Source organism: Bosea sp. (in: a-proteobacteria) (genome assembly GCF_023953965.1).
In the GTDB taxonomy this organism is placed as follows: domain Bacteria; phylum Pseudomonadota; class Alphaproteobacteria; order Rhizobiales; family Beijerinckiaceae; genus Allobosea.
The window spans coordinates 2,200,465-2,225,311 of sequence record NZ_JAMLIX010000001.1 but is presented as its reverse complement, the minus strand read 5'-3'; the positions used below and the strand labels follow the sequence as shown (position 1 = coordinate 2,225,311).

The window sequence follows — 24,847 nt, the reverse complement described above, 5'->3', positions numbered from 1 at the left end:
ATGTGACACCAGGTGTCACCTCGCGCTCGCCCGCGTATCGTGATGTATGGAATTCGCGCCGGGCTCACGCCGTGAGCTCGCTGAGCCACAAGGAATACGATCGTGGAGAGATGCGCGTTGGAGGGGATTTGGCGCCTTGTCGCGAGCAAGGCCTGGGATGAAGCCGGTCATGAACTTCCGGCCCCCTACGGCCGGCATCCCGTCGGACAGCTCTGCTTTGCGCATGGGCGCCTGCTTGCGGCGCTGTGCAACGGTGATGTCAGCCTCTCCGAAGGCGCCAGCCGGGCCTACTCGTCCTATGGCGGGGTCTACGAGATAAAGGGAGATCGATTGGAGACCCTGGTCGATATGGCTTCCGATCCAGCCCGGATCGGCGGCCGCCAGGTGCGGGAATTCCGACTATCGAACGACACCCTCGTTCTGAGACCACCGCTGCGGCTCTACGGCTCCCGCCAGGAGCAACGAGAGCTGCAATGGGTATGCATCTGGCGGCTGGGGCCCGCGAACCCATAACTGGCAATGCGCGCGCATTTCCGCTCCACGCCACGCGAGGCGCTAGAGCATCGAACCGAAAACGGGAATCCCCTTCTCGTAAAAATCCGGACCGCAGCCGCAGCGATCACGTGTTGGCGTAGAAATTCTCGGAGCGCTCGCTGTCGTCGATCGCCATTCGATGGCCCGCCGCGGGATGGGCCCGTTGCGCGCACCCGGCGCGGGGGCAAATGCGGCAGCCCACGCCGATCGCGACGGCGAGCTCCATATTGGAGACATCGACGCCATCCGAATAGACCAGCTCTCCGGCGAAGGAGACATGGCAGCCCAGGCCGATCGAAAGATGGCGCTTCGGCTCGTTGTGGCGATATCCCCCTTTCGTCACCGCCTTTGCGATGCAGAAAAACCGCTGGCCGTCCGGCATCTGGCTGACCTGGGCATTGATGCGATCGGGGTTGAGGAAGGCGCCATAGACGTTCCAGCGAGGGCATGCCCCCGAATGCCGTGGAATGTGAATTCCGGACAGCGAAAAGCGCTTGGAGATATTGCCGGCGATATCGGTCCGAACCAGATGAAGCGGAACGCCGCTGCGCCCGGGGCGCTGCAGCGTCGTCATCCTGTGGCAGACCTGCTCGAAGCTCGCGCGAAAGCGCCGGCCGATCCGCTCGATGTCGTAACGCGTTTCCTTGCACGCCTGCAGGAACGGTTCATAGGGCATCATCAGCGCCGCCGCGAAATAGGCGGTCAAGGCATTGCGCGCCACCGGCTGCGCCTCTTCGGGAAGTGAAGCAGCGACGATCAGCTGTTGGATCGCGCTGCCCGCCGAGATCCGGCCAAGGTGCTGGGCAACGGTGAACGCCGCCGTTTCGGCGGGCAGGAGATCGGCCGTCAGGATCTCTCCGCGATCGGCGTCCACCTTTCGTGTCTTCCCGGGCGGGAGCGCGGCGAGACGCCACTGCAAGCCGAAGACATTGTGCAGATAGGTTCGCAAGCCATGCTCGAATGAATCCGAGGCATGGTCGATGTCGGCGCGAATCCGCTCGGCGGCGGCCTCGAGGACCGCGAAGTAGTTGGCGTTCTGCTGCAGGAAATCCGAAACCGCGTCGGTGGTCACGGAATCGCCGGCCTCGATCTGCGCGCTGACCGGATTGGCCACGGTGTTGAGCGAGCGATATCGATCGTAGAGGCGCATCACGGCGCGGCCGACCGCGGGGTTGGAGGTGGCGAGGTCGCTGATGTCCTGGTTGGTCAGATCGCAATCGACGAAAAGATCGTCGCCGAAGAGCTCCATCAGGTCGCCGGCCAGGCGCGGCTCCTCGCTCTCGGCGAACTCCCCCGGCTCGACCCCGAAATAGCTCGCCGCCTTGAACAGCAGCGGCACGGTCATCCGCCGCCGGTTGTGCTCGATCAGGTTGAGATAGCTCGGCGAAATCCCGAGCGCCTCCGCCAGGGCCGCCTGGCTGATCTTTCGCTGCCTTCTCAGCCGCTTGATCCGGCCGCCGATCTGGACGTTCGATTGCTGCACGTCGAACCTTTACAACATTGACTCGATCAACGCCAGGATTGACAAGAATTTTCATATTAACACGTTGATTTACAAGTAATTCTTGTCTTGCTGAAGCGCTCTGTCAACATGGCTTCGACGCCGCGACGAGCGGAGAGGCAGGCCACCGGGAAGCGGCGGCCTGCATCGTGAATCGGAACGCTTCACCCACACCAAGAGGCTATTCGCCATGAATGCGATCGTGCAGAACCCGACCGTCGCCGCACCGAACGACCGCAGGCGCCGCAGCTACGCCGAACTGAATGCCGAGCTCCAGGCGCGCTATCCGTCGGGCTTCGCTCCCGGCGGCGTTTCGGTCGACGATATCGTCCAGCTCCGCCTTCAGAACTCGTTCGACACGCATCTCGACATCGCGCGGGAGATGGCCACCGTCATGCGCCGCGACATGGCGGCCTACGATGCGGATTCGTCGAGGTTCACCCAATCGCTGGGCTGCTGGTCGGGCTTCCACGCGCAGCAGATGATCAAGTCGGTGAAGCGCCTGCGCGGCACGGCGAAGGGCGCCTATGTCTATCTCTCCGGCTGGATGGTGGCTGGCCTGCGCAACCGCTTCGGCCATCTTCCGGACCAGTCGATGCACGAGAAGACCGCCGTCGCCGATCTGATCGAGGAAATCTACGTCTCGCTTCGTCAAGCGGACGAGGTCGCGATGAACGACCTCTTCAAAGCGCTGAAGCAGGCGCGTGCCGCCGGCGATGTCGCGGCCGAGATCAAGGCTGTCGCCGCGATCGACAATTTCGAAACCCATGTCGTGCCGATCATCGCGGACATCGATGCCGGCTTCGGCAACGAGCACGCGACCTACCTGCTGGCGAAGGAGCTGATCCGGGCCGGGGCCTGCTGCCTGCAGATCGAAAACCAGGTGTCCGACGCGAAGCAGTGCGGCCACCAGGACGGCAAGGTGACCGTTCCGCGCGAGGATTTCATCGAGAAGCTGCGCGCCTGCCGGCTGGCCTTCGAGGAGCTCGGCGTCACCGACGGCGTCGTCGTCGCCCGCACGGACAGCCTCGGCGCCGGCCTCACCCAGAAGATCCCGGTCAGCCAGAAGCCGGGCGATCTGGCCTCGCAATACACCAAATGGCTCAAGACCGAGGCTGTCACGGCCGCGTCGCCGCTCGGCGAGGGCGAGGTCGCGATCTGGCTGGACGGCAAGCTGGTTCGGCCGAGCCGGATCGCCAACGGCCTGTTCCAGTTCCGCGAGGGCACGGGGCGGGCGCGCGTCATCGAAGACTGCATCGCCTTCATCAACGAGGGCGGCGCCGATCTTCTCTGGATCGAGACGGATACGCCCAACGTCAACGAGATCGCCTCGATGGTGGCCGAGATCCGCAGGGCCGCGCCATCGGCCAAGCTCGCCTACAACAATTCGCCCTCGTTCAACTGGACGCTCAACATCCGCAAGCAGGTTCGCTCGGAGTGGCTGGCCGAGGGGCGCATCGCCGCCGACACCTATCCCGACGGGACGGCGCTGATGGCGGCCGCGCTGGACGACAGCGAGCTCGGACGGGAAGCGGATGAGCGCCTTGCCCGCTTCCAGGTCGAGATCGCGGCGAAGGCCGGCGTCTTCCACAATCTGATCACGCTGCCGACCTTCCACCTCACGGCGAAAAGCGTGGACGAGCTGGCGGCCGGCTATTTCGGCCCGGATCGGATGAAGGCCTATGTCAACACCGTTCAGCGCGAAGAGATCCGGCGCGGCATCTCGGCGGTCAGGCACCAGCACGAGGTGGGCTCGGACCTTGGCGACAGCTTCAAGGAAATGGTCGGCGGCGAACGGGCGCTTAAGGCGGGCGGTCACGCCAACACCATGAACCAGTTCGCCGCCGCCTGATTGCGGGAGCCGACGGGGAGGGACGATCCCTCCCCGCTGTCACCGGCACACTCCATCGAAGGACCAGACCATGACCCAGTATGAACGTCCGCAGCAGATCATCGAGTATTGCCTGAAGCCCCTCGTCCTGGACGAGAATTCTCCGCAGGCGCAGGAATCCGTGAAGCGCCTGCTGCACGTCATCAAGACGCTCCAGCTCGCGATCGGGCCAAAGGGGCCCCGGGCGGTCGATTTCTCGAACATGCCCGCCATCGTGATCAACGAGGCGGCGCACGGCGACGACGCCTAGATCTCATTATGGCGCGCGCCGGGATCCCTGAATGCCGGCGCGCCGCGTCAGGGCGCAAGCTCCACGCGCACAGGCTCGGCCAGATCGACGAGCTCGAAATTGTCCGGCCCCTTTCGACCGACCATGACGAAATCGGTCCGCATATCGAGCGCGATCAGCGGATGATGCCAGAGGGCGCGGCGATAGTTCACGCCCTGCGCGCCATTGGTGCGAAAGGCGCGCAGGGAAGACGGGTCGGGACGCTCCGCGCCGCCGCCGGCAACCACCACGATGAAGGGATAGGGCTGCAACGCGACGAACATCTGCGTCGACAAAGGGTGCCGTTCCATCACCCGGCAGAGGAGAGGGGTCGCCGTGGGCTCGGACCTGAAGATCGACACGCAGGCAGAAGCGGCTTCCGCCGTCAGGTCGAGCGTGCCGACATCGTCGAAGCGCAGCGCCGTTCCCGAATTCGCGGAGACGCCGCCGGTGACGGGCGCCTCGATGACGTCGCCGAACGGAGCGAAAGCCTCGACGGTCAGGGGCTCCAGTTGAATGCAGCGCATGGCCGGCGCCTCACCGGCCCGTGAGGACGGCGGCGAAGAGGCGGTCCGGCACCACCCACCGCAGCTTCATCGCGTTCATTTCCGTCCCTCTTTGCGACGCCGCATACGGTCGCAGCGCGTGATGCCGACAGAACGGACACCCACCCGCATGCCCCGGCGTGGGCCATGAGCCAGCCCCCGTCGAAGCCGCGACCATAATCGATGAGTCGGTTCAAAAGCACCATGCGCAACAGTCCCGGGGAATGAGGATATCCAACAGCGGGACAAGCTGTTGCGCGGCGTGCATGCCCGTAAGATGACCATCCGGCGCCGGGGCGCCAGATCCGAGAGGCTTCGGAGCCCCGCCTGCAGGCCTCCGGCCGCCTCGCCCGGCGGTCATCCTGGCGGGCTCGCCGGCGCGGCGCATGCCCCCCCGGCGCAATCCTCGGAAACCGCCGGCTCGGTAGCGAAAGCCCTAGGCGGCGTCGCCGCCAGCGCCCCCACCATGACGCCGAGCGAAAGGTCGTCGGCCTGCCCGAAGGCGTGCTCGCGGATCACACCGTCCCGGTCAATCACGATCGTGGTCGGCGTGCCGCGCATGTCGTAGCGCCCCATCGTCTCGGGGATCGGCCCACGCGCGGCCGGGCGGTCGATCCCGATCGGCATCGTCAGCCGGTATTCGTGGATGAAGGCTTCAAGCGCGACCTCCGTCATCGCCGCGTGATGCTCGAACACCGTGTGCAGGCCGATCACCACGACATCGCCCCGGCCCGCGAGCAGCCGGTGCAGCTTCTGCGCCTGCGGGATGCCGTGCGAGACGCATCCCGGGCACAGCATCTGGAAGGCGTGCAGAACGACGACCTTGCCGCGAAGCCCGGACAGGCTGGGCGGCGGCGCGCCCGCCAGGTTGAGCCAGCGCGATACCGAAAGCTCGGGCGCCAGGGCGTTCATGCCGATCTCCTTCCAGTTCCACCGATGCTAAAACAAAAAGCTGGATCGCCACTTCGCCTCCGGTGGGGCGGAACGGCGATCCAGAGCCTCACGCCGCGCGCGAAAGCGCGACGACCGGAAAGTCGACCGGCACGGCGAAGGCGACGTTCACATAGTTGGTGAACAGGTTGAGCGCGACATGGGCCATGATCTCGACCACCGCCTCGTCGTCGAATCCGGCGGCTCGCAGCGCCTCGACATCCGCCGCACCGACAGCGGCGCGGTTCTCCACGACCTTCAGCGCGAAGGCGAGCGCGGCCGCCGTCTTCGGATCGGCGGCGCGCCCGAGCTGCGCCTCGGCCATCTCAGCTGCCGTCGCGCCGGCCTTCTGCCCGAGCACGGTATGAGCCGCGAGGCAGTAATCGCAGCGATTGCGGTCGGCGATGGCCACGGCGATCGTCTCGCCGAGCTTCGCGCCGATGCGTCCCTTCCCGAGCGCGCCGAACGCGCCCCACATGCTGGCCAAGGCGGCGGGCGAGTTCGCCACCGCCTTGAACATGTTGGGAACGGTGCCGAACGCCGCCGCGATCTGCCTGAGCGTGGCCCTTGAGGCTTCCGGTGCCGATGCTTGGTCGACGAGGTTCACATGTGGCATGATGTCCTGACCTTCTCTGTTGCCTGGAGGGGGTTATCGGGGCGGTCCGGCGATGGCAGTCGCCGGGCCGCCTTTGCGTTCCGCGTCTCACGACGGCGGAACGGCACGGCCGGGCGCTTCGAATGCCGCCCAGTTCGCGGACTGGACGGCCGGCTCGGCCGCTTCGTGTTCGCCGCAATCGAGACGGAGATCCCGCTCGCCGATCGCGGCGTCGACGAAGGCGCAATGATGGGGACGGCTCGCGCCCGGATGGGCGTTCGGCCGAAAATGGCGGCAGCTCACGCACATCCGCTGCATCGGTATGGCACCGGCGCGTTGGAGCGTTCGGATCAGCTTGATCTGGGTCAGCAGCAAATCGGCCTGCTCGGCCGGCGTCAGTTCAGCCAAAGCCACCGCGATCGTCGAAGCCGCCCCGGCGACCCTCCGGCCGATGCCGCGCCCCTCCTGCGTCGGCCGCGCGATCACGGCCCGCGCGTCGCCCGGATCGGGCGAACGCTCCAGCAGGCCCTTCCGTTCGAGCGCCGACAGGGTATCGGCGATGCTCGCGGCGGAGACCGCAAGATGCGCCGCGATCTCCTTCGGCCGCAGTCCGGCGGGCCTGCCCGTCAGCAGGGCCAGCACCTGCGCCTGGGCGGGATTGACCCCGGCCCCGGCGGCCGAGGCCCAGCTTTCGGCGCGCATGACGAGCGCGATGCGCTCAAAGCCCTCGCGCAAGCAGATCGTCATGGGATCGGGGTCGGTTACAGGGTCCACACGATATTGATAGGACTCCTAATTATAACCGTCAACCCGCTGAGCGCGAAGATGGAGCCGGGCCCGGCCAGTGGCTCATGTCCTCAGGACGCGGTAGATCGCCGGGATGACGAGGACCGTCAGCGCCGTGGACGAGGCGAGGCCGAACAGGAGCGAGATCGCGAGCCCCTGGAAGATCGGATCGGCAAGGATGACGGCCGCGCCGATCATCGCGGCGATGGCGGTCAGCAGGATCGGCTTGAAGCGGATCGCGCCGGCCTCCAGCAGCACGTCGACGAGCGGCCTTCCGGGCCGGCGGGCATGGCGGATGAAGTCGGCGAGCAGGATCGAGTTGCGCACGATGATGCCGGCGAGCGCGATGAAGCCGATCATCGAGGTCGCGGTGAACGGCGCGCCGAACAGCCAGTGCCCCAGCATGATGCCGATGAAGGTGAGCGGAATCGGCGTGAGGATGACGAGCGGCAGCTTGAACGAGCCGAACTGCGCGACGACCAGGATGTAGATCCCCAGGATCGCCACCATGAAGGCCGCGCCCATGTCGCGGAACGTCACCCAGGTGACCTCCCATTCGCCGTCCCAGAGCAGGGTCGGGCGGCTTTCGTCCTCGGGCTGGCCATGCAGGGCGATCGCGGGCTTCGGCAGGCTCCCCCAATCGATCCTGTCGATCTCCTCCTGCACGGCGAGCATGCCGTAGAGCGGCGCCTCATAGGCGCCGGCAAGCTCCGCCATCACCATCTCGGCGGCGCGGCCATTATGCCGGAAGATCGGATAGGAGCCCGGCTCGCGCCGGACGCCGACGACGTCGCCGAGCTCGACCACGCTGCGCCCGCCCGGCAGCGCATTGGCCGGCACGGGGGTGGCGAGCACCGTCTCGTCGACGACCCCGGCCCCCTTGGGCAAGGCGAGCCGGATCGGGATCGGCGGGCGCCCATCGCCGCGATGGGAATAGCCGACATTCGCCCCGCCATAGAGATAACGCAGCGTGTCGTAGACATCCGACTGCTCGACCCGGTAGTACTCCAGGCTGTCCTGGTCGATGGCGAGGCGCACCCGCTCCGGCCGGTTGTGGTAGCTGTCGTCGATATCGACGATGAAGGGAACGCGCCCGAACGCCTCGCGGACCTTGTCGGCCACCGCGCGCCGCGTCTGCGGATCGGGGCCGTAGATCTCGGCCAGCAGCGTCGCGATCACCGGCGGGCCGGGCGGCGGCTCCACCACCTTGACGACCGTGCCCTCCGGCAGCCCGATCCCCTTCAGCCGCTCGCGCAGCTCGAGCGCGATCGCATGGCTCGCGCGCTCGCGCGCGTCCTTGGGCGAGAGGTTGACCGTAACCTGCCCCTGCTCGGGGTTGGCGCGCAGGTAATAGTGCCGCACCAGCCCGTTGAAGTCGAAGGGCGCGGCGGTGCCGGCATAGCTCTGGAAGGAGACGATTTCCGGCACCGGGGCAAGGCGGGCAACGATCTCCCTGAGCGCGCGGTCGGTGGCCTCGACGGAGGAGCCCTTCGGCAGGTCGAGCACCACCTGCAACTCGGATTTGTTGTCGAAGGGCAGGAGCTTCACCGTGACGTGCCGGGTGTAGATGAGCCCGAGCGAGGCGACGGTCGCGACGCCGACGACGATGAGGAAGGCCCAGGCCCGCGCACGGGTCTTGAGGATCGGCTGCGCCAGCGCGACATAGAGCCGGCCGAGCCGCCCGCCATTCGCATCCTCGTGCCCGCCGGCGACATGGCCTCCCCCGATCCGCAGCATCAGCCAGGGGGTGAGGATGACGGCGACGAAGAACGAGAACAGCATCGCAGCCGAGGCGTTGGCCGGGATCGGGCTCATATAGGGCCCCATCATGCCGGAGACGAAGAGCATCGGCAGCAGCGCCGCGACCACGGTCAGCGTCGCGGCGATGGTCGGGTTGCCGACCTCGGCGACGGCGTCGATCGCGGCCTGCGCACGCGGGCGCCCGTCGCGCATCGCCCAATGGCGGGCGATGTTCTCGATCACCACGATGGCGTCGTCCACCAGGATGCCGATCGAGAAGATCAGCGCGAACAGGCTGACGCGGTTGAGCGTATAGCCCATCAGCCGGGCGGCGAAGAGGATGAGCAGGATCGTCGTCGGGATGACGAGCGCCACCACGATCGCCTCGCGCCAGCCGATCGCCACGGCGACCAGGAGCACGATCGAGATCGTCGCCAGACCGAGATGGAAGAGCAGCTCGTTCGCCTTCTCGTTGGCGGTCTCGCCGTAGTTGCGCGTGACCGTCATCTCGATCTCGGCCGGGAAGATCCGGCCGCGGACCTCACCGAGCCGGGCCACGATCTCCTCGGCGATCACCACGGCGTTGGTGCCGGGGCGCTTGGCGATGGCGAGCGAGACCGCCGGCGCGGCCTCGAACCCATCGCCGACCTTGCGGATGTCGGTGACCCGGCTTTCCATCGGCGCGGTCTCCAGCACCACCCGGGCGACGTCACGGACATAGACGGGGCGGCCGTCGCGCGCGGTCAGCAGGAGATTGCCGATCTCTGGCAGCCCCTGCAGGGTCTGCCCCGCGACGACGGCGCGCTGGCCGCCCTCCTCGCGGACGAGGCCGAGCCGGAAGGAGCGGTTCGCCCCTTCGATCTTGGCGGCGAGCTGCTGCAGCGTGATGCCGTAGAGCGAGAGCTTCTCCGGGTCCGGCTCGACGCGGAACTGCTCGGGTTGCTCGCCGACGATGTAGGTCAGGCCGATATCGGGCAGCTTCGCGATCTCGACCTTGAGCTCGCGCGCGAGCCGCGTCAGCCCGTTGGCGCTCCAGCGCTCGGCCGCCGCCGGCGTCGGCCGGAGAGTGACGACGGCAATCGCCACGTCGTCGATGCCGCGCCCGACGATCAGCGGCTCGGGGATGCCGACCGGGATGCGGTCGAGATTGGCGCGGATCCTCTCATGCACCCGCAGGATCGCGGCGTCCGAACTGGTGCCGACCGCAAAGCGCGCCGTGACCAGGGCGCCGTCGTCGTCGGTCTGGGAATAGACGTGCTCGACGCCGTCGATGCTCTTGACGATGGTCTCCAGCGGCTCGGTGACGAGCTTGACCGCATCCTCCGCACGCAGGCCGTTGGCATCGACGCGGATGTCGACCATCGGCACGGAGATCTGCGGCTCCTCCTCGCGCGGCAGCGTGACGAGCGCGACGAGCCCCAGCGCGAGCGAGGCCAGGAGGAAGAGCGGCGTCAGCGGCGAGGCGATGAAGGCGCGGGTGAGAGCGCCGGCTATGCCGAGCTTCATGGGCGCAGGACCCGGTCGCCGTCGCGCAGGCCCGAGAGGATCTCGACGCGCCGCTCCCCGCCCTCCCCGAAGCTCTCGCCCAGAATGACCGCGACATCCATCGGGCCACCGCCGGCGGCGATGCGCACATAATCGACGCCATGGACTGTCCGGACCGCGTCGGGCGGAACCGCCAGCACCTTGCGCTTGCCGACGGGGACCCGGACCAGCGTGCGTTCGTTGACGAAATAATCCCCGATTCCCCCTACCTCGACATCGGCGATCACGCGCCCCTCGGCGATTTCCGGATAGACCTTGACGATCCGCCCCCGTCGCGCCGCTGGCAACGCACCGGGGCCTTGCGTCAGGCCCCGCCCGCCGACGAGGACTTGCGAATCCTGCACGATCTCGGCCGCATGGCGCTCCGGCAGCGACAGGCGCAGATAGTAGGGGCCGGGCGCGATGCGCACGATCACCTCGCCGGGCAGGACGACCGAGCCCGGCGTGACCGGCACGGTGAGGATCCGGCCCGTGGCGGGCGCCAGCACGTCGCCTTCGCGGCTGCTCTGCGCGATCACGGCCTTCTCGGCCCTGGCCGCCGCCACCTGGTTGGTCGCCACCTCGAAGAGCATCGTCGCCTGGTCGAGGCTGGCCTGCGAGCCGGTGCCGCTCGCTCTCAGCTGCTGCGCCCGCTCGAGCTGGAGGCGCGCATTCTCCAGCTGGGAATTGAGCGCCTCGATCTTGGCGTCGGCGGCGGTCAGCTGGAGCGTAAGCTTGTCGTCGACGACGACGGCGATCACCTCACCTTCCCTGACCTCGTCGCCCTGGCTGACGCCGAGCTCGCGGATCGAACCGCCGATCCGGGCGCGCGCCGGCACCACGATCCGGCTCTCGACCTGGCCGAACACGGCCTTCATCTCGGGGATCGTCTCGGCCTTGACGGTGAACTCGGCCGCCCGCGCCGGCAGGGCGGCGAGGACGACCGCGAGCAAAACGGCCGAGAAGCGGCTATGCGGCAACGGGCGATGCATGGAAGGCGCGACTTTCATGGGCGGCGGCCGGGCGGCAAAGCCCGGCCCGAGATGGACATGACGGCGGCTGCCGTCACTCGAAGGCGGCACCCGCCCGGCAACCGAGCTTGCGGAAGATCATGGCCGCCGGGCAGAAGCCGGTGATCGAGGCCTGAACGAGGTTCAGGCCGACGAAGGCGGTGAGCAGATACCACCAGGGCGACACATAAAAACCGAGCCCCAGCGAGACCAGGACCATCAAACCTGCGAACATCATCACGGCGCGATCGACTGTCATTTTGGCTTTCTCCTCGCTAAGAGCCTCAGCGGCCCGTGCGGTGGCTTGCATCTAACATTCAAGGAATATAAATTCAATATCATGAATGTAAAGGATATGATCCCGGCGGCGGAGGCGGCGGCCCAGCTGATGCGCAGCCTGTCCCATCCGCAGCGTCTCCTGGTGCTCTGCGCGCTGGTCGACGGCGAGAAATCGGTCGCCGATCTGCGTGAAGAGCTCGGGATCGAGCAGGTGCCGATGTCCCAGCAGCTCATGCGGCTGCGGGCGGATGGTCTCGTCGAGGCGCGGCGGGAGGGAACGACGGTCTTTTACCACATCGCCCAGGGCGAGGCGCTGAGCGTGATCCAGGCAATGCACACGGTGTTTTGCGCGCCGGTTTCCAAGACGCCCGGCGGCCGTCGCGAGCGCTCCTGAAGGATCTTGAGACCCCCGCTGCGGCTCAGGACAGCTCTTCCAGGCCGGTTCCCGTATCGAGAAAGCGGTCGAGCTTCGCCTTGTAGGGCGCGATATCGAGCTTTTGCGCCGCAAGCCAGCCGGGTTCGTAATAGGTCGAGGCGTAGCGGTCGCCGGCATCGCAGATCAGCGTGACGAGCGACCCTTGCGTTCCCTCCCGCATCATGCCGGCCGCGATCAGCAGCAGGGCCATGAAGTTGGTCCCCGTCGATCCGCCCACGCGCCGGAACAGCCGTTCCGACAGCACATGGGCGGCGGCGATCGAGGCCACGTCGGGTATGCGCAGCATGCGGTCGATGACGCCCGGCACGAAGGACGGCTCGACGCGCGGCCGGCCCACGCCCTCGATCCGCGAGGGCCGCGCCGAGGTGATGGCCGGGTCGCCCGTCCTGTAGGAATCGAAGAAGACGGAATTCTCGACATCGGCCACGCAGAGCCGTGTCGACAGGTTCTGGAAGCGGATGTAGCGGCCGATCGTCGCCGCGGTGCCGCCGGTACCGGCACTCATCACCACCCAGCGCGGAACCGGGTGGGGCTCGCTGGCCATCTGGCGGAAGGTGCTCTCGGCGATGTTGTTGTTGCCGCGCCAGTCCGTCGCCCGCTCGGCATTGGTGAACTGATCGAGATAATGGCCGCCGGTCTCCCCGGCGATGGCGGCGGCGGTCTCGTAGACCCGCGCCGGCTCGTCGACGAAATGGCAGCTGCCTCCCAGGCGCTCGATGGCATCCACCTTGGCGCTCGAGGTCGAGCGCGGCATGACGGCGATGAAGGGCAGGTCGAGCAGGCGCGCGAAATAGGCTTCCGAAACGGCCGTCGAGCCCGAGGACGCCTCGACCAGCGTCGTGCCCCGGCTGATATGGCCGTTGCAGATGCCATAAAGGAAAAGCGAGCGCGCCAGGCGGTGCTTCAGGCTTCCCGTCGGGTGGGTGGATTCGTCCTTCAGGTAGATCGAAATCCCCTTCAGCGCGGGAAACGCCGGGTTGATCAGGTGGGTGTCGGCCGAGCGCCGGCCGTCGCATTGCAGCAGGTCGATGGCCCGGAACACCCAGTCGCGGTCCGGCGACACGGCCTGCGCCGAGGGAAACGGGGTGGAATCGTCACATGCGGGATGTGTCATCTCAGCGTGCTAGTCGCCGTTGCCACTGTCGGCCGCGCGCAAGGTGTCCAGCGCCGGCATCGAGGTGATGTGGTAGCCGGCATCGACATGGTGGACATCGCCGGTGACGCCGCCCGAGAGATCCGACAGGTAATAGAGCGCCGCCCCGCCGATCTCGTCGAGCGAGACCGATTTGCGCAGCGGCGAGTTGGCGCGCTGCCAGGACAGCATGGCGCGCGCATCCGAGATGCCGGCGCCGGCCAGCGTCCTGACCGGGCCGGGCGAGAGCGCGTTGACGCGGATGCCGCGCGGGCCGTAATCGCCGGCGAGATAGCGCACGCTCGCCTCGAGCGCGGCCTTCGCGACGCCCATGACGTTGTAGTTCGGCATGATCCGGGTCGAGCCGCCATAGGTCAGCGTGATCATGCTGCCGCCATGCGGCATGCGCCCGGCCGCCCGCCGGGCGACCTCGGTGAAGGAGAAGCAGGAGATCACCATGGTCCGCGAGAAATTCTCGCGGCTGGTGTCGGCATAGAGGCCCTTCAGCTCGTTCTTGTCGGAGAAGCCGATGGCGTGGACGATGAAGTCCAGTGTATTGCGCTCGGGCTCGCCGCCCCAGGCTTCGTCGAGCGCGGCGAAGACTGCGTCGACCGAGGCCGCATCCTCGACGTCGCAGGGCAGGACCAGCGTCGAGCCGACGCTCTCCGCCAGCGGCCTGACCCGCTTGCCGAGCGCATCGCCCTGATAGGTGAAGGCGATCTCGGCGCCATGGGCGTTGAGGGTGCGCGCGATCCCCCAGGCGATCGAATTCTGGTTGGCGACCCCCATGACGAGGCCGCGCTTGCCGTGCATCAGCGGGAGCATCAGGCCCTCACGCCTCCAGCCGCTTCATCACGATGGTGGCGTTGGTGCCGCCGAAACCGAAGGAATTCGACAGGACGCAGCCCAAGCCCGCATCGTCGATGCGCTTGCGCACGATCGGCATGTCGGCGAAGGCCGGGTCGAGCTCCTCGATATGGGCGCTCTCGCAGATGAAGTCGTTGTTCAGCATCAGCAGCGAGTAGATCGCCTCCTGCACGCCGGTGGCGCCGAGCGAATGGCCGGTGAGCGATTTGGTCGCAGCGATCGGCGGCGCCTTGTCGCCGGCGCCGAAAACCTCGCGGATCGCCTCGATCTCCTTGCCGTCGCCGACCGGGGTCGAGGTGCCGTGCGGGTTGATGTAGTCGACCTTCGCCTTCACGCCCTCCAGCGCCATGCGCATGCAGCGCACCGCGCCCTCCCCCGAGGGCGCGACCATGTCGTAGCCGTCCGAGGTCGCGCCGTAGCCGACGACCTCGCCGTAAATCTTCGCGCCGCGCGCCTTGGCGTGCTCCAGCTCCTCCAGCACCACGACGCCGGCGCCCCCGGCGATGACGAAGCCGTCGCGGGCGATGTCGTAGGCCCGCGAGGCGACGGCCGGCCGGTCGTTGAAGGAAGACGACATCGCGCCCATGGCGTCGAAGAGCACGGAGAGCGTCCAGTCCAGCTCCTCGCAGCCGCCGGCGAAGATGATGTCCTGCTTGCCCCACTGGATCAGCTCATAGGCGTTGCCGATGCAATGATTCGAGGTCGCGCAGGCCGAGGAGATCGAATAGTTGACGCCCCTGATCTTGAACCAGGTCGCGAGCGTGGCCGAGGCGGTGGAGGACATGCCCTTGGGCACGGCGAAGGGGCCGACCTTCTTGGAGGAGCCGCTCTCGCGCGCCTTGTCGTAGGCGTCGATCAGGGCCCGCGTCGAGGGGCCGCCCGAGCCCATGATGATGCCGGTGCGCTCGTCGCTGACCTCGCCGGCCTCGAGCCCGGCATCGGCGATCGCCTGTTCCATGGCGACATGGTTCCAGGCCGTGCCGCCGCCGTGGAAGCGCATGGCGCGGCGGTCGACCACGCTGGCGGCGTCGAGCGTCGGCACGCCGGCGACGCGGCTGCGGAAGCCGTGCTCGGCAAATTCGGGAACGAAGGAGATGCCCGATTTCGCCTCGCGCAGCGAGGTCAGCACCTCCTGCGTGTTGTTGCCGATTGACGAGACGATGCCCATCCCGGTGACCACGACGCGTCTCATTGCCTAAAACTCCAGCATTCGGCGGGCGGCGGCGGACAGGCCGCCGGTCCGGATTCCTCAACCGCGCACATGGACCGGCCGCCCGCCGCGCGCAAGGCCGCGGCGCGCTTTTCCTTCAGGCGGCTTCCGGCTTGAACAGGCCGACGCGCATGTCGGCGACCGTGTAGATCCGCTTGCCGTCGGCCTCCAGCCAGCCATCGGCGATGCCGAGCACGAGCTTCGACTTGAAGACACGCTTGAAATCGACGCCGTAAACGACCTTCTTCACGCTCGGCAGCACCTGGTCGGCGAATTTGACCTCGCCGACGCCGAGCGCCCGGCCGCGGCCCGGCAGGCCGAGCCAGCCGAGGAAGAAGCCGGTGAGCTGCCAGAGCGCGTCGAGACCGAGGCACCCCGGCATCACCGGATCGCCCTTGAAATGGCAGTCGAAGAACCAGAGATCGGGCTTGATGTCGAATTCGGCCCGCACGAGGCCCTTGCCGTGCTCGCCGCCCGCCTCGGCGATCTCGGTGATCCGGTCGAACATCAGCATCGGCGGCAGCGGCAGCTGCGCATTGCCCGGCCCGAACAGTTCCCCGCGACCGCAGGCGAGGATCTCCTCGTAGCTGAAAGACGACTGACGCTGCATACCCGTGACGCGCTCCCTGGCACCGGCCGGGGGCGGCCGATGTCTCCTCGTGCCGTGCGTAACACGGCGCAAGCCCGAAACGAAAGAGCACCGGACACACCGACCCGCATCGCGGCCACGAAAACCACAGGCAGGATGCGCCCGATCAAACAAGGCGCGGCGCGCGCCTGCGCCATGCTTGCGGCGCGCCACACCAGGCCCTACATTTCAGCTTGGAATTATTCCAGGAGACGGAAGCCCTCCGGACATCCTGTTCGCATGGGGCACGAAAGCGGGCATGAGCGAGCCGATCATCCAGAACCAGGGCTACGGCGCGACGACGCGGCAGGGCTGTCCCTTCCACGACATCCGCCAGAAGCTCCGGCGCGTCGGCTTGCGGCCGACCCGGCAGCGCGTCTCCCTCGGCTGGGTGCTTTTCGCCAAGGGCCAGCGCCATGTCAGCGCCGAGATGCTGTTCGAGGAGGCGATGAAGGAGCGCATCCCGGTCTCGCTGGCGACGATCTACAACACGCTGCGCCAGTTCACCGAAGCGGGGCTTTTGCGCGAGCTGACGCTGGACGGCGCCAAGGCCTATTTCGACACCGCCGACCACGACCATCACCATTTCGTCGTCGACGGCGAGAACCGCGTGATCGACATCCCGGCCGAGGCGATCGGCGTCGCCAGCCTGCCGGTGCCGCCCGAGGGCTACGAGATCGCCCGGGTCGAGGTCGTGGTCAGGCTGCGCAGGATCGAGGGCTGATACGGACACCTCTCGTCATTCCGGGTTCGCGCCTGCGGCGCGCGCCGGAACGACGACCACGGGCGCTCAGTCCACCTTCTCGTTCGGATAGACGCCCCAGAGGCGCTCCTGGCGGATATAGCCGCTGAGATTGCCGACGCTGATGCGGCACCAGGCATCGGCGCAGGAGGCGACGTTGGCGACGACGCCGGGCTGAAGCCTGGCGACGACGCGCGCCTCTTCCGCCGCGGCGCTCAGCATCGGGAAAGCCTCGTCCTTCTTCTTCGACCAGGGGGCGACGAGCGCGGTGCGCCGGCCGGAGAGCAGGCTGTGCAGCACCCAGCCTTCGGTGCCGTCGGCATCGCGCACGCGCCGCCAGGTCTCGAATTCCGCCGTGATCTCGACCGGCAGGCCGGCCCGCTGATAGACCCAGCGCGTGCGATGCTCCTTCGAGGGGCCCTCGCGCAGGTTGACGCGGTCCGTCTTCAGGCTGACATAACGCGGCACCGGCAGCTTCGTCACCGATCCGGCCTGCATGTCCTGGGCCGAGGCGACCGCGGGCAGGCCGACGAGGGCGAGCGCCGCCAGGGCGCAGCAGCGCATCGACTTGACCTTCATGCCGCTATTCTCCTTCGCATGGCCCGCGCCCCGGCCGGAGCCGGCCGTCATCCGCCTTCCGCAGAACGCGCGGCCCGACCAGACGCATTGCAATCCGGCCGGCGCGTGCTCTAGACAACGAAGATGCCGCCGCGCAGCAACTCCCATTCCTGGGCCACCAGGGTTAATGGCGGGTTGAGGACATGCGGCCGATGACGGAAGGGTGACCGCCATGTCCAAGAAGAAGCCGCTGGTGGTGGTGACGCGCAAGCTGCCTGCCGTGGTGGAAACCCGGATGCGCGAACTGTTCGACGCCCGGCTCAACATCGACGACAAGCCGATGTCGCAGGCCGCGCTGGTCGAGGCGGTGAAGACCGCCGACGTGCTCGTGCCGACCATCACCGACAAGATCGACGCCGCCGTCATCGCGCAGGCCGGCGAGCAGCTCAGGCTGATCGCGAATTTCGGCAACGGCGTCGACAAGATCGACGTGGCCAGCGCCGTGCAGCGCGGCATCACCGTCACCAATACGCCGGGCGTCCTGACCGACGACACCGCCGACATGACGATCGCGCTCATCCTCGCGGTGGCGCGCCGGATCGCCGAGGGCGCGCGCGTCATCCCCGACGACGAATGGACCGGCTGGTCGCCGACCTGGATGCTCGGCCGGCGCATCACCGGCAAGCGGCTGGGCATCGTCGGCATGGGCCGGATCGGCCAGGCGCTGGCGAAGCGGGCCGCCGCATTCGGCCTCTCGATCCACTACCACAACCGCCGCCGGGTCGATCCGCAGATCGAGGAGAAGCTCGACGCGACCTATTGGGATTCGCTCGACCAGATGCTGGCGCGGATGGACATCGTCTCGATCAACTGCCCGCATACGCCGGCGACCTATCACCTGCTCTCGGCGCGCCGGCTCAAGCTGATGAAGCCGGACGCCATCCTGGTGAACACCGCCCGCGGCGAGATCGTCGACGAGACCGCGCTCGCCCGCATGCTGGAGGCCGGCGAGCTCGCCGGCGCAGGCCTCGACGTGTTCGAGAGCGAGCCGGCGGTCAATCCGCGCCTGCTCAAGCTCGCCCGCCAGCACAAGGTCGTGGTGCTGCCGCATCTGGGCTCGGCGACGCACGAGGGCCGCGCCGACATGGGCGAGAAGGTCATCGTCAACATCAAGACCTTCATGGACGGCCACAAGCCGCCGGACCGCGTGCTGCCGAGCATGCTCTGAGAAGCCGCCCGGCGGCTCCGCGAGCCTCGGGGCCGCTTACGCGTCCCGGAGCGTGTCGAACTGGCCTGTCCTGCGGAAGCGCCAGAGATAGGCCGGAACGATCGCCTCGGAGGAGGTCGGCGCCAGCCCGAGTCCGGCGAAATCGCGCCCCTCGGCAACCGCCGCAGGCGAGACGACATTGTCGCTTTCGAGCAGCGTCACCTGATCGCGCGTCATCACCAGCTCGTCCGGAATCAGGCCGAGCGTCAGCGCATCGGCGACCTGCAGGACGCTGCCCATGATCCGCGCCAGCGGGAAAGGCAGCGGCGCGATGAGGCGCTTGCGGCCGGTTATGCGGCAGATCTCCTCGACGATCTGGCGCAGGCTGAGCACCTCCGGCCCGCCGAGCTCGTAGACGCGGCCGCCCGGCACGGTGCCGTCGACGGCGCGGGCGACGATCTCGGCCACGTCGCCGACGAAGGCCGGCTGGAATTGCGTCGCGCCATCGCCGATCAGCGGCAGCACGGGCAGCATGCGGGCAAGCGAGGCGAAGCGGTTGAAGAAGCTGTCTTCCGGCCCGAACATCACCGAGGGCCGCAGCACGACCGCGCCGGGCACGGCGGCGAAGACGGCCGCCTCGCCCTCGGCCTTGCTGCGGGCATAGATCGAAGCCGATTCGGCATCCGCCCCCAGCGCCGAGACATGGGTGAGCCGGGCGATCCCGGCGGCGGCGCAGGCCTGGGCGACGGCGCGCGCGCCGTTGGCCTGCACGGCCGAAAAGCCCTGGCGGCCCTGCTCCTGCATGATGCCGACGAGGTTGACGACCGCATCGGCGCCCCTCACGGCCGCAGTGACCGAGGCGGGATAGCGCAGATTGGCCTGGACGGCGTGGATCTGGCCGACGACGCCGAGCGGCTGGAGGAAACCGGCGAGATCGGGCCGGCGCACCGCCACGCGCACCCGGTAGCCGCGCTTCACCAGGGCGCGCACGACATGGCGGCCGACGAAACCGGAGCCGCCGAAGACCGTGACGAGTTGCTGGGCCGGGGCGGGAGAAGCCATCGCGAAAGCTCCGTTTGGACTGCTTGAGCCCTCCTAGATCATGTTCCGCCAAAGTGGAATGCCTTTTGCGGCCGGTGCCTCGCACCGACGGGCCCTGCGGCATCACGTCCTGTCCGGATGGGGCGCCGCGACCCGGCATCGCGGTTTTCCCGGCCGGTCCGGAAACAAATGCATTTCGCCGCGACAGGCCCGTTGACAGGACGCGGCGCCCCCCGTAAACGAACCGCCGTTGCCCAGGTGGCGGAATTGGTAGACGCGCTGGTTTCAGGTACCAGTGGTGAAAGCCGTGGAGGTTCGAGTCCTCTCCTGGGCACCAAATTTACCTTCGTCGGCCTTCGCCGATGACCGAAAAGGCCCTTGAAACCGAGCGTTTCAGGGGCCTTTCTCTTTGCTGGCCTTTGTCGGTCTTCGTTGACATCCGGCGAATTCGTTGGCCTCCTCGGCGGCATAGGCCAACAGGCCCGAAATTCAGGCCAACACCATGCCCCTGACCGAGTTGCGATAAGGAATGCCAAGCCTGCCGACCGAACCGTGAAGCTACCGGACGGCGGCGGCCTCCAGCTCTGGATCGAGCCGAAAGGCGGGAAGCTCTGGCGCTTGGCCTATCGATTCGACGGCAAGCAGAAGAAGCTATCCATCGGCACATATCCGGCGATCGATCTTCGGGCGGCTCGGGCGAAGCGGGAGGAAGCCAAGGCTCTGCTCCGCGATGGCAAAGACCCCGGCGCCGAAAAGCGGCTGGAGAAGCTGACGGGGAAGGCCAACAGGGAAAACACCTTTGAGGCCATCGCCGCAGAAGTGGCCGCGAGGAAGAAGCAGAGCGGCAAGGCTCAAGCGACGCTCGACAAATTCGACTGGTTCTTGGCTGGTCACCCTGGCGATTTCCGCAGAGGATCCAAACGCGGGCCTGGGATATGCCCTCAACGCCCTGTCGGAGCTCCCGCAGGCTGCTCGTAGGGAACTCATGGCCGACCGCGCCTCGAAACTGGCGTCAATCGCCCGTCAACTTCGCGAACGTCCCGCAGCGGAGGCAACGCTAGAAAGTCTCACTCAGGAAATGGCGAACAGGCAGGCGGCACTCGAAGGGGAGATAGCCAAGCGCCGCTCAAGCATTGAGGAGGTGCAGAAACGATACGGCAGGGTTTCGGCCATAGGGGCAACGTGCGCAGCACAGTGGCACCGTTTCGACCTTTGCTCCAGCAAAGTGCTGACTTCCGGCGAGCACAACCCAAACTAGGCTCAGGATCTGTAATTTTGGGCTTCCGGCAGCTGTCCCTTGAGGGTTTCAAGGATCACCCTCGACCCACCCTTTGGTGACCGTCTCGGCGTGCAACAGCAGCAGGGAGCCGGTCGAGGTTGTGATCTCGAGCACCGTGACCGCGATGCCGGCCCTGGCGAGCAGGAGGCCCAGCATCAGGCCGGCCGGGCCGGCTCCGACGATGGCGCAGCCTGCTTCATCCGCTGCGACGTCGATATCGCGACCGGTGAAATCGACATCGTGATCCTGCTTGTCTGTCTGGATCACATGGCCGCCGGCTTCGGGGGAAACGTGCATCGTCTGTCCTCGGTCGCCGACGCGAATTAGAATTTCATCCTGGCCGTGACCTCCACGCTACGCCCGACCGCCGGCAGTTCGCCCAATGTCGGCCGGTAGGCCCTGTCGAAGATATTGTTGACCGCGACCGCCAGCGAATAGCGCCCTTCCGGCCCGAAACTGGCGCCTGCGGCCAGGTTGAGCGTCGCCCAGCTCGGGGATTTGTCCGTGACCAGCCCGCCCGTGCCCTCATAGGTCTGCTTGCTGCCGCTTCCCGCCCGCACGAACAGGTCGGCCCAATAGGGCAGCGTATCCCACCGCCCCTCATAGCGCAGGCCGAAACGGCCGCTCGCCACCGGCGTGTCGGAATTATAGGTCGTGTATGTGCCGAAATCGAGCTTGCGCCGCATCAGCGTGCCCGAGGCGTAGGGCGTGAAGCCGCTCTCGCCGATCCTGTATTCAGCCAGCAACTCCAGACCGTAGGTCGTGGCCTTGTCGGCATTGACGTAATAGCTCGCCGAGCTCGCCGCCGTCGCGGCCGTGAGGCAGGCGGCGCCGACCGCGAGGCAGCGGGTCGTGCCGATATAGTCCTGCGCCCTGGTCAGGAAGGCGGCTGCGTCGAGCACGAGGCCCTGGTGATCGTAGCGGACGCCGAATTCGACATTGCGCGAGGTTTCGGGCTTGAGCGACGGGTTGCCGTAGGTGACCCCCTGCCCGCCGGCGGTGGTCGAGCCGAAAAGCTGCAGCAGCGTCGGCGTGATATAGCCTTCCGAATAGCTGGTGCGCAGCACCGTGTTCGGCAGCCCCGACCATGTGAGCCCCACCGACTTGACCACCGCGGTGTCGTCCTTGGCGGGCAGGTTGGCGCGGGCGGCCGTCGTCGTCTCGTTCAGTGACGTGCGCGTATTGTAGAGGCGGGCTCCGGCCGTGAGCTTGAAATCATGGGGCAGCGTCCACTCGTCCTGGGCATAGACGGACAGGGTATCGATCGACGCCTTGTCGCGGCTCGTGCTGATCGTGGTCACCGGGCGCGGGCCGAAGCCGGTCATCACCGTGGTGCTGCCCTTCTTCGTATCCAGCGTGTCGCCGAGATATTGCAGGCCGAGGATCGTATAGTGCTTGTCGAAGGCGTTGAGATCGATCTGGAAGTTGCCGCCGTAATTGGCGATGCGATCCTCCGAGGTCGAATTCACTGCGACGGAGCGGGTCGGCGTCGTCCGCACCGTGACGCGGTTCTCGAAGACGCGCTCGACGGTCTGGTAGAAGGCGTCGGCATGGATCTTGGCGATGATCGGGGTGACCCGGTCGACGTCGTAGTAGAGGCCGACCTTGGTCCGGTCGCGCTTGGGCAGGTCGATCCGGAAATCCTGCCCCGCCACCGGCGTGCCCGGCCAGCCCTGGCTGGTCAGCCGGTGCCGCTCCGCCTTGAGGGCAAGGTAGTGGTTGTTCTCGGCTCCGAACCTGTAGCCGAGATGGGCGTAGAGATTGTCGTTGTGGAAGGAGGTGTCGTCGAGCTTGCCGCTCGGCGCCCAGCGGCTCTTCGGCACGTCGCGGTCACCATGCCTGTCGCCGCCGACCGAGAAGCGGTAGTCGAATTGGCCGAGCGTGCCGGAGACGGCGGCAAAACCCTGCCAGCCCCGGCTCGCCGAATACAGGCTCCCGCCGGTCTCGAACTGGATCGGCTTGTCGGCGCCGCCACGCGTCACGATGTTGATCACGCCGCCGATCGCCTTGGCGCCGAACAGGACCGAGGACGGGCCGCGCACCACCTCGATGCGCTCGATCACGGAAGGGTCGACCAGCAGGGGCGTGCCATAGGTGCTGTGGTCGGTGATTTCCTGGCCGTCGACCAGGATGGTGACGCGCCGCGAGGATTCGCCGCGGATCCGGATCCGCTGCATGCCGGCGACCGACTCGTCCGCGACCTGGACGCCCGGCACGTCGCGCAGGATCTGGGCGATGGTCTGCGGAGCCTGCCGCTCGATCTCGCTGCGCTCGATCACCGAGACCGAGCGGGGATTCTCGCGCACCGGCACGGCGGTGCGCGTCCCCATCACCGTGATCGTGTCGAGGAAAGTGACCTCCTCCGCCAGGGCGTGAGACGCCAGCGCCACGGGCGAGACGCTCGCGAGCAGGACGAGGGCGGCGAGCTTGCGGGTCGTCATCGGGCGTTCTCCCTCAGGGTCTGGCGGGATTGGGCGCAGTGCTGCTCGCCGGCGGCGGGCGCGGCGGCGATCGCGCGCCGGCAGGCCTCGGCACCGTCGTGCCGGATCACGGCGGCGTTCTCGCCGGAGAGGACGATGCGGTAGTGCTGAATCGGCTCGTCATTCGACTGGCCGTGGCTGAAATCGCTGAAACGCTCTGCCGAAGTGAAGCAGCCGGAGCCGGCGATGCGGGGGCCGCCCTTGGCGGCTCCGTCGTTGATGATCAGGCGCACGCGCTCGAGCCGTTCGCGGCACTCGGGGAGGGTCTCGGTGCCGACGAAGGCGGCGGACAGATCGCCTCCCGCCAGCGTCGTCATCACGATCATCAGCACATGGGTGTTCAAAGGCATATCTCCCTGCGACGAACCGGGTTTCGGCCGGCGCTGCCGGCGCGGGTTTTTCTTCAGGCCGGCGGGCCCGCCTGGATCAGCGGAAAGGCGACGAGCGGATGGATGCTGCGGGCGCGCCCGGCATCGACGGCGGCGAAGGCCCGACCGATCGTGGCGTCGTCCTGCAGAACCAGCGAAACCAGCTCGGCCATGTCGGCGCGATGGATGAAGCCGTGCAGTTCGGCATCCTCCGAGAGCATGCCGCGCCCCGTGGCGGGCTCCGACAGCAGCCCACCCGGGCGCAGGATCGTCCAGGCAAGCGAGCTCGCCCGCAGGCGCTCCTCCGCCCTGGTTTTGGCATCGACCGCCGCGCCGAAAGCCGCGATCGCCTGGGGCGAGCGGTAGGGCGCCATCTCGCCGCAGCCGATCGAGGTTACGAGCACGAAGCGGCGGGCCACGCCTGCCTTCCCGGCCTCGTCGATCAGGTTGATATTGCCCTCGTCATCGGCGCGCCGGCTATCCGCCGCCAACCCGCCTATCGTCGAGACGACGGTGCAGGCGGGCGGCACGCGGTCGAAGACCGCCGCCACCGCACCGCGATCCAGCGCATCGCCCGGCACCGCCTCGACACCGAGCTCAGCCAATGCCGAAAGCCCGGCGGGGTCGGAGCCTGAGCGCGTCATCGCGAAGACGCGCCGGCCTCTCGCCCGTTCCAGCCGCGCGAGCGCGAGGCCGACGCCGCGCGTGGCGCCGAAGATCAGCAGCGGCTCCATCTCAATGGCTCGTCGGGCTTTCCGGAAAGCGGCGTTCGAGCTCGGCGAAGCGCTCGACCTGCTCCGGCTTCAGCCGGCGCTGCTCGTCGCGCCCGACATAGATCTTGAAGATCGCCTCGCCCTCGGCGTTGAAGAACTGCACCGAGAGCGTGTCCACCCCCATGAAGGGCCGGCGCACGAAGAAGATCGCCTTGCAGTTCTCATGGCGCAGATGGCCGCCGAGACCGCTGGCGCCATGGAGATTGTACATGCCGTGCCCGATCTTGCCCGGCGGCACCGGGCCGGAGAACTCGACGACGGCATCCTTGGAATGGCAGATGAAGGTGACGTCGCCCCAACCGGCGATATCCTCCAGGACCGCCACGAAATGGGCGCCGTCGATGCGCTTCCTGCCGTCGGCAGGCAGACATTCGACGACCGTTCGCAGCGGGACGCCATGCTCGGCGGCGAGCGTCTCCAGAATGCCGTCCGGCTTCAGCGCAAGCGCCTGCCTGACCCGGTCAACCGCCGCATCGTGATCGAGAGTCTGCATGATATCGTCCTGTCCTTCGCTGGGGTGGAT

26 protein-coding genes and 1 tRNA gene are annotated in these 24,847 nt (G+C 67.5%); 8 read left to right on the top strand and 19 right to left on the bottom strand.

The genetic code is table 11. The features are described 5' to 3' along the window. Positions 1-117 precede the first annotated feature (117 nt). Positions 118-513 carry a lipocalin-like domain-containing protein gene (locus M9917_RS10235; protein ID WP_297253334.1) on the top strand — a complete coding sequence of 132 codons (396 nt, stop codon included), beginning with the start codon at positions 118-120 and terminating at the stop codon, positions 511-513. A gap of 106 nt (positions 514-619) precedes the next feature. Here the strand turns inward: M9917_RS10235 and M9917_RS10230 are convergent, their stop codons facing one another. Further along, positions 620-2,017: a helix-turn-helix domain-containing protein gene (locus M9917_RS10230; protein WP_297253332.1), complete on the bottom strand. Its 1,398-nt coding sequence runs from the start codon at positions 2,015-2,017 to the stop codon at positions 620-622. Between the two features lie 208 nt (positions 2,018-2,225). Between M9917_RS10230 and M9917_RS10225 the strand changes: the two genes are divergently transcribed. Together M9917_RS10225 and M9917_RS10220 are read left to right on the top strand one after the other, a co-directional pair. Further along, entirely contained in the window at positions 2,226-3,887 is a 1,662-nt protein-coding gene (locus M9917_RS10225) for an isocitrate lyase (protein ID WP_297253331.1), read from the top strand. 70 nt (positions 3,888-3,957) lie between these two features. Continuing rightward, positions 3,958-4,176 (top strand): hypothetical protein, encoded by a 219-nt coding sequence (locus tag M9917_RS10220; protein ID WP_297253329.1) that lies wholly within the window; start codon positions 3,958-3,960, stop codon positions 4,174-4,176. 47 nt (positions 4,177-4,223) lie between these two features. On the opposite strand, the gene M9917_RS10215 is transcribed toward M9917_RS10220, so the two are convergent. The 7 genes from M9917_RS10215 to M9917_RS10185 all read right to left on the bottom strand — a co-directional run bounded on the left by M9917_RS10215 (position 4,224) and on the right by M9917_RS10185 (position 11,583). Beyond that, on the bottom strand, positions 4,224-4,721 hold the full coding sequence (locus M9917_RS10215; RefSeq protein WP_297253327.1) for an ureidoglycolate lyase: 498 nt from the start codon (positions 4,719-4,721) through the stop codon (positions 4,224-4,226). A gap of 375 nt (positions 4,722-5,096) precedes the next feature. Beyond that, positions 5,097-5,651, bottom strand: coding sequence for a peroxiredoxin family protein (locus M9917_RS10210; protein WP_297253325.1), 555 nt, complete (start codon positions 5,649-5,651; stop codon positions 5,097-5,099). Between the two features lie 88 nt (positions 5,652-5,739). Then, positions 5,740-6,285: a carboxymuconolactone decarboxylase family protein gene (locus M9917_RS10205; RefSeq protein WP_297253323.1), complete on the bottom strand. Its 546-nt coding sequence runs from the start codon at positions 6,283-6,285 to the stop codon at positions 5,740-5,742. Positions 6,286-6,372: 87 nt separating this feature from the next. Next, positions 6,373-6,966, bottom strand: a complete 594-nt coding sequence (locus tag M9917_RS10200) for a MarR family winged helix-turn-helix transcriptional regulator (protein WP_297254817.1) — start codon at positions 6,964-6,966, stop codon at positions 6,373-6,375. Positions 6,967-7,113: 147 nt separating this feature from the next. Then, positions 7,114-10,296: an efflux RND transporter permease subunit gene (locus tag M9917_RS10195; RefSeq protein ID WP_297253320.1), complete on the bottom strand. Its 3,183-nt coding sequence runs from the start codon at positions 10,294-10,296 to the stop codon at positions 7,114-7,116. Further along, positions 10,293-11,306, bottom strand: coding sequence for an efflux RND transporter periplasmic adaptor subunit (locus tag M9917_RS10190; RefSeq protein ID WP_297253318.1), 1,014 nt, complete (start codon positions 11,304-11,306; stop codon positions 10,293-10,295). The genes M9917_RS10195 and M9917_RS10190 overlap by 4 nt, the downstream gene beginning before the upstream one ends. 73 nt (positions 11,307-11,379) lie before the next feature. Further along, positions 11,380-11,583 carry a YgaP family membrane protein gene (locus M9917_RS10185; RefSeq protein WP_297253316.1) on the bottom strand — a complete coding sequence of 68 codons (204 nt, stop codon included), beginning with the start codon at positions 11,581-11,583 and terminating at the stop codon, positions 11,380-11,382. A 96-nt stretch (positions 11,584-11,679) separates the two neighbouring features. Between M9917_RS10185 and M9917_RS10180 the strand changes: the two genes are divergently transcribed. Next, positions 11,680-11,997, top strand: a complete 318-nt coding sequence (locus M9917_RS10180) for an ArsR/SmtB family transcription factor (RefSeq protein ID WP_297253314.1) — start codon at positions 11,680-11,682, stop codon at positions 11,995-11,997. A gap of 25 nt (positions 11,998-12,022) precedes the next feature. Here M9917_RS10180 and M9917_RS10175 read toward each other — a convergent pair whose 3' ends face one another. The 4 genes from M9917_RS10175 to fabA all read right to left on the bottom strand — a co-directional run bounded on the left by M9917_RS10175 (position 12,023) and on the right by fabA (position 15,858). Continuing rightward, a complete protein-coding gene (locus tag M9917_RS10175; protein ID WP_297253312.1) occupies positions 12,023-13,153 on the bottom strand; it encodes a PLP-dependent cysteine synthase family protein in 1,131 nt (376 codons plus the stop codon). Between the two features lie 9 nt (positions 13,154-13,162). Continuing rightward, complete coding sequence (gene fabI / locus M9917_RS10170; RefSeq protein WP_297253310.1) at positions 13,163-13,996, bottom strand: enoyl-ACP reductase FabI; 834 nt, start codon at positions 13,994-13,996, stop codon at positions 13,163-13,165. Positions 13,997-14,003: 7 nt separating this feature from the next. Then, positions 14,004-15,230: a beta-ketoacyl-ACP synthase I gene (gene fabB, locus M9917_RS10165; protein WP_297253308.1), complete on the bottom strand. Its 1,227-nt coding sequence runs from the start codon at positions 15,228-15,230 to the stop codon at positions 14,004-14,006. Between the two features lie 115 nt (positions 15,231-15,345). Further along, entirely contained in the window at positions 15,346-15,858 is a 513-nt protein-coding gene (gene fabA, locus M9917_RS10160; RefSeq protein WP_297253306.1) for a 3-hydroxyacyl-[acyl-carrier-protein] dehydratase FabA, read from the bottom strand. A gap of 277 nt (positions 15,859-16,135) precedes the next feature. On the opposite strand from fabA, the gene irr reads away from it, so the two are divergent. Continuing rightward, positions 16,136-16,600 (top strand): Fur family transcriptional regulator Irr, encoded by a 465-nt coding sequence (gene irr / locus M9917_RS10155; RefSeq protein WP_297253304.1) that lies wholly within the window; start codon positions 16,136-16,138, stop codon positions 16,598-16,600. Positions 16,601-16,666: 66 nt separating this feature from the next. On the opposite strand, the gene M9917_RS10150 is transcribed toward irr, so the two are convergent. Continuing rightward, complete coding sequence (locus M9917_RS10150; RefSeq protein ID WP_297253302.1) at positions 16,667-17,197, bottom strand: SH3 domain-containing protein; 531 nt, start codon at positions 17,195-17,197, stop codon at positions 16,667-16,669. 211 nt (positions 17,198-17,408) lie between these two features. On the opposite strand from M9917_RS10150, the gene M9917_RS10145 reads away from it, so the two are divergent. After that, positions 17,409-18,404 (top strand): 2-hydroxyacid dehydrogenase, encoded by a 996-nt coding sequence (locus M9917_RS10145; RefSeq protein ID WP_297253300.1) that lies wholly within the window; start codon positions 17,409-17,411, stop codon positions 18,402-18,404. A gap of 36 nt (positions 18,405-18,440) precedes the next feature. Here the strand turns inward: M9917_RS10145 and M9917_RS10140 are convergent, their stop codons facing one another. After that, complete coding sequence (locus M9917_RS10140; protein WP_297253298.1) at positions 18,441-19,445, bottom strand: complex I NDUFA9 subunit family protein; 1,005 nt, start codon at positions 19,443-19,445, stop codon at positions 18,441-18,443. 231 nt (positions 19,446-19,676) lie between these two features. Between M9917_RS10140 and M9917_RS10135 the strand changes: the two genes are divergently transcribed. Together M9917_RS10135 and M9917_RS10130 are read left to right on the top strand one after the other, a co-directional pair. Next, positions 19,677-19,761: transfer RNA gene (locus tag M9917_RS10135), tRNA-Leu, on the top strand. 41 nt (positions 19,762-19,802) lie between these two features. Further along, on the top strand, positions 19,803-20,402 hold the full coding sequence (locus M9917_RS10130) for an Arm DNA-binding domain-containing protein (protein ID WP_367273917.1): 600 nt from the start codon (positions 19,803-19,805) through the stop codon (positions 20,400-20,402). Between the two features lie 328 nt (positions 20,403-20,730). On the opposite strand, the gene M9917_RS10125 is transcribed toward M9917_RS10130, so the two are convergent. The 5 genes from M9917_RS10125 to hutX all read right to left on the bottom strand — a co-directional run bounded on the left by M9917_RS10125 (position 20,731) and on the right by hutX (position 24,817). After that, on the bottom strand, positions 20,731-21,000 hold the full coding sequence (locus M9917_RS10125) for an FAD-dependent monooxygenase (protein ID WP_297253296.1): 270 nt from the start codon (positions 20,998-21,000) through the stop codon (positions 20,731-20,733). A 26-nt stretch (positions 21,001-21,026) separates the two neighbouring features. Next, the gene (locus M9917_RS10120) at positions 21,027-23,144 is read right to left on the bottom strand and encodes a TonB-dependent receptor plug domain-containing protein (protein WP_297253294.1); all 2,118 of its coding nucleotides are present in this window, start codon (positions 23,142-23,144) and stop codon (positions 21,027-21,029) included. After that, on the bottom strand, positions 23,141-23,515 hold the full coding sequence (locus M9917_RS10115) for a hypothetical protein (protein WP_297253292.1): 375 nt from the start codon (positions 23,513-23,515) through the stop codon (positions 23,141-23,143). Before M9917_RS10115 ends, M9917_RS10120 begins: the two co-directional genes overlap by 4 nt. 71 nt (positions 23,516-23,586) lie before the next feature. Next, entirely contained in the window at positions 23,587-24,285 is a 699-nt protein-coding gene (locus tag M9917_RS10110) for an SDR family oxidoreductase (protein WP_297253290.1), read from the bottom strand. A gap of 1 nt (position 24,286) precedes the next feature. Beyond that, positions 24,287-24,817, bottom strand: coding sequence for a heme utilization cystosolic carrier protein HutX (gene hutX / locus M9917_RS10105; protein WP_297253288.1), 531 nt, complete (start codon positions 24,815-24,817; stop codon positions 24,287-24,289). Positions 24,818-24,847: the final 30 nt, after the last annotated feature.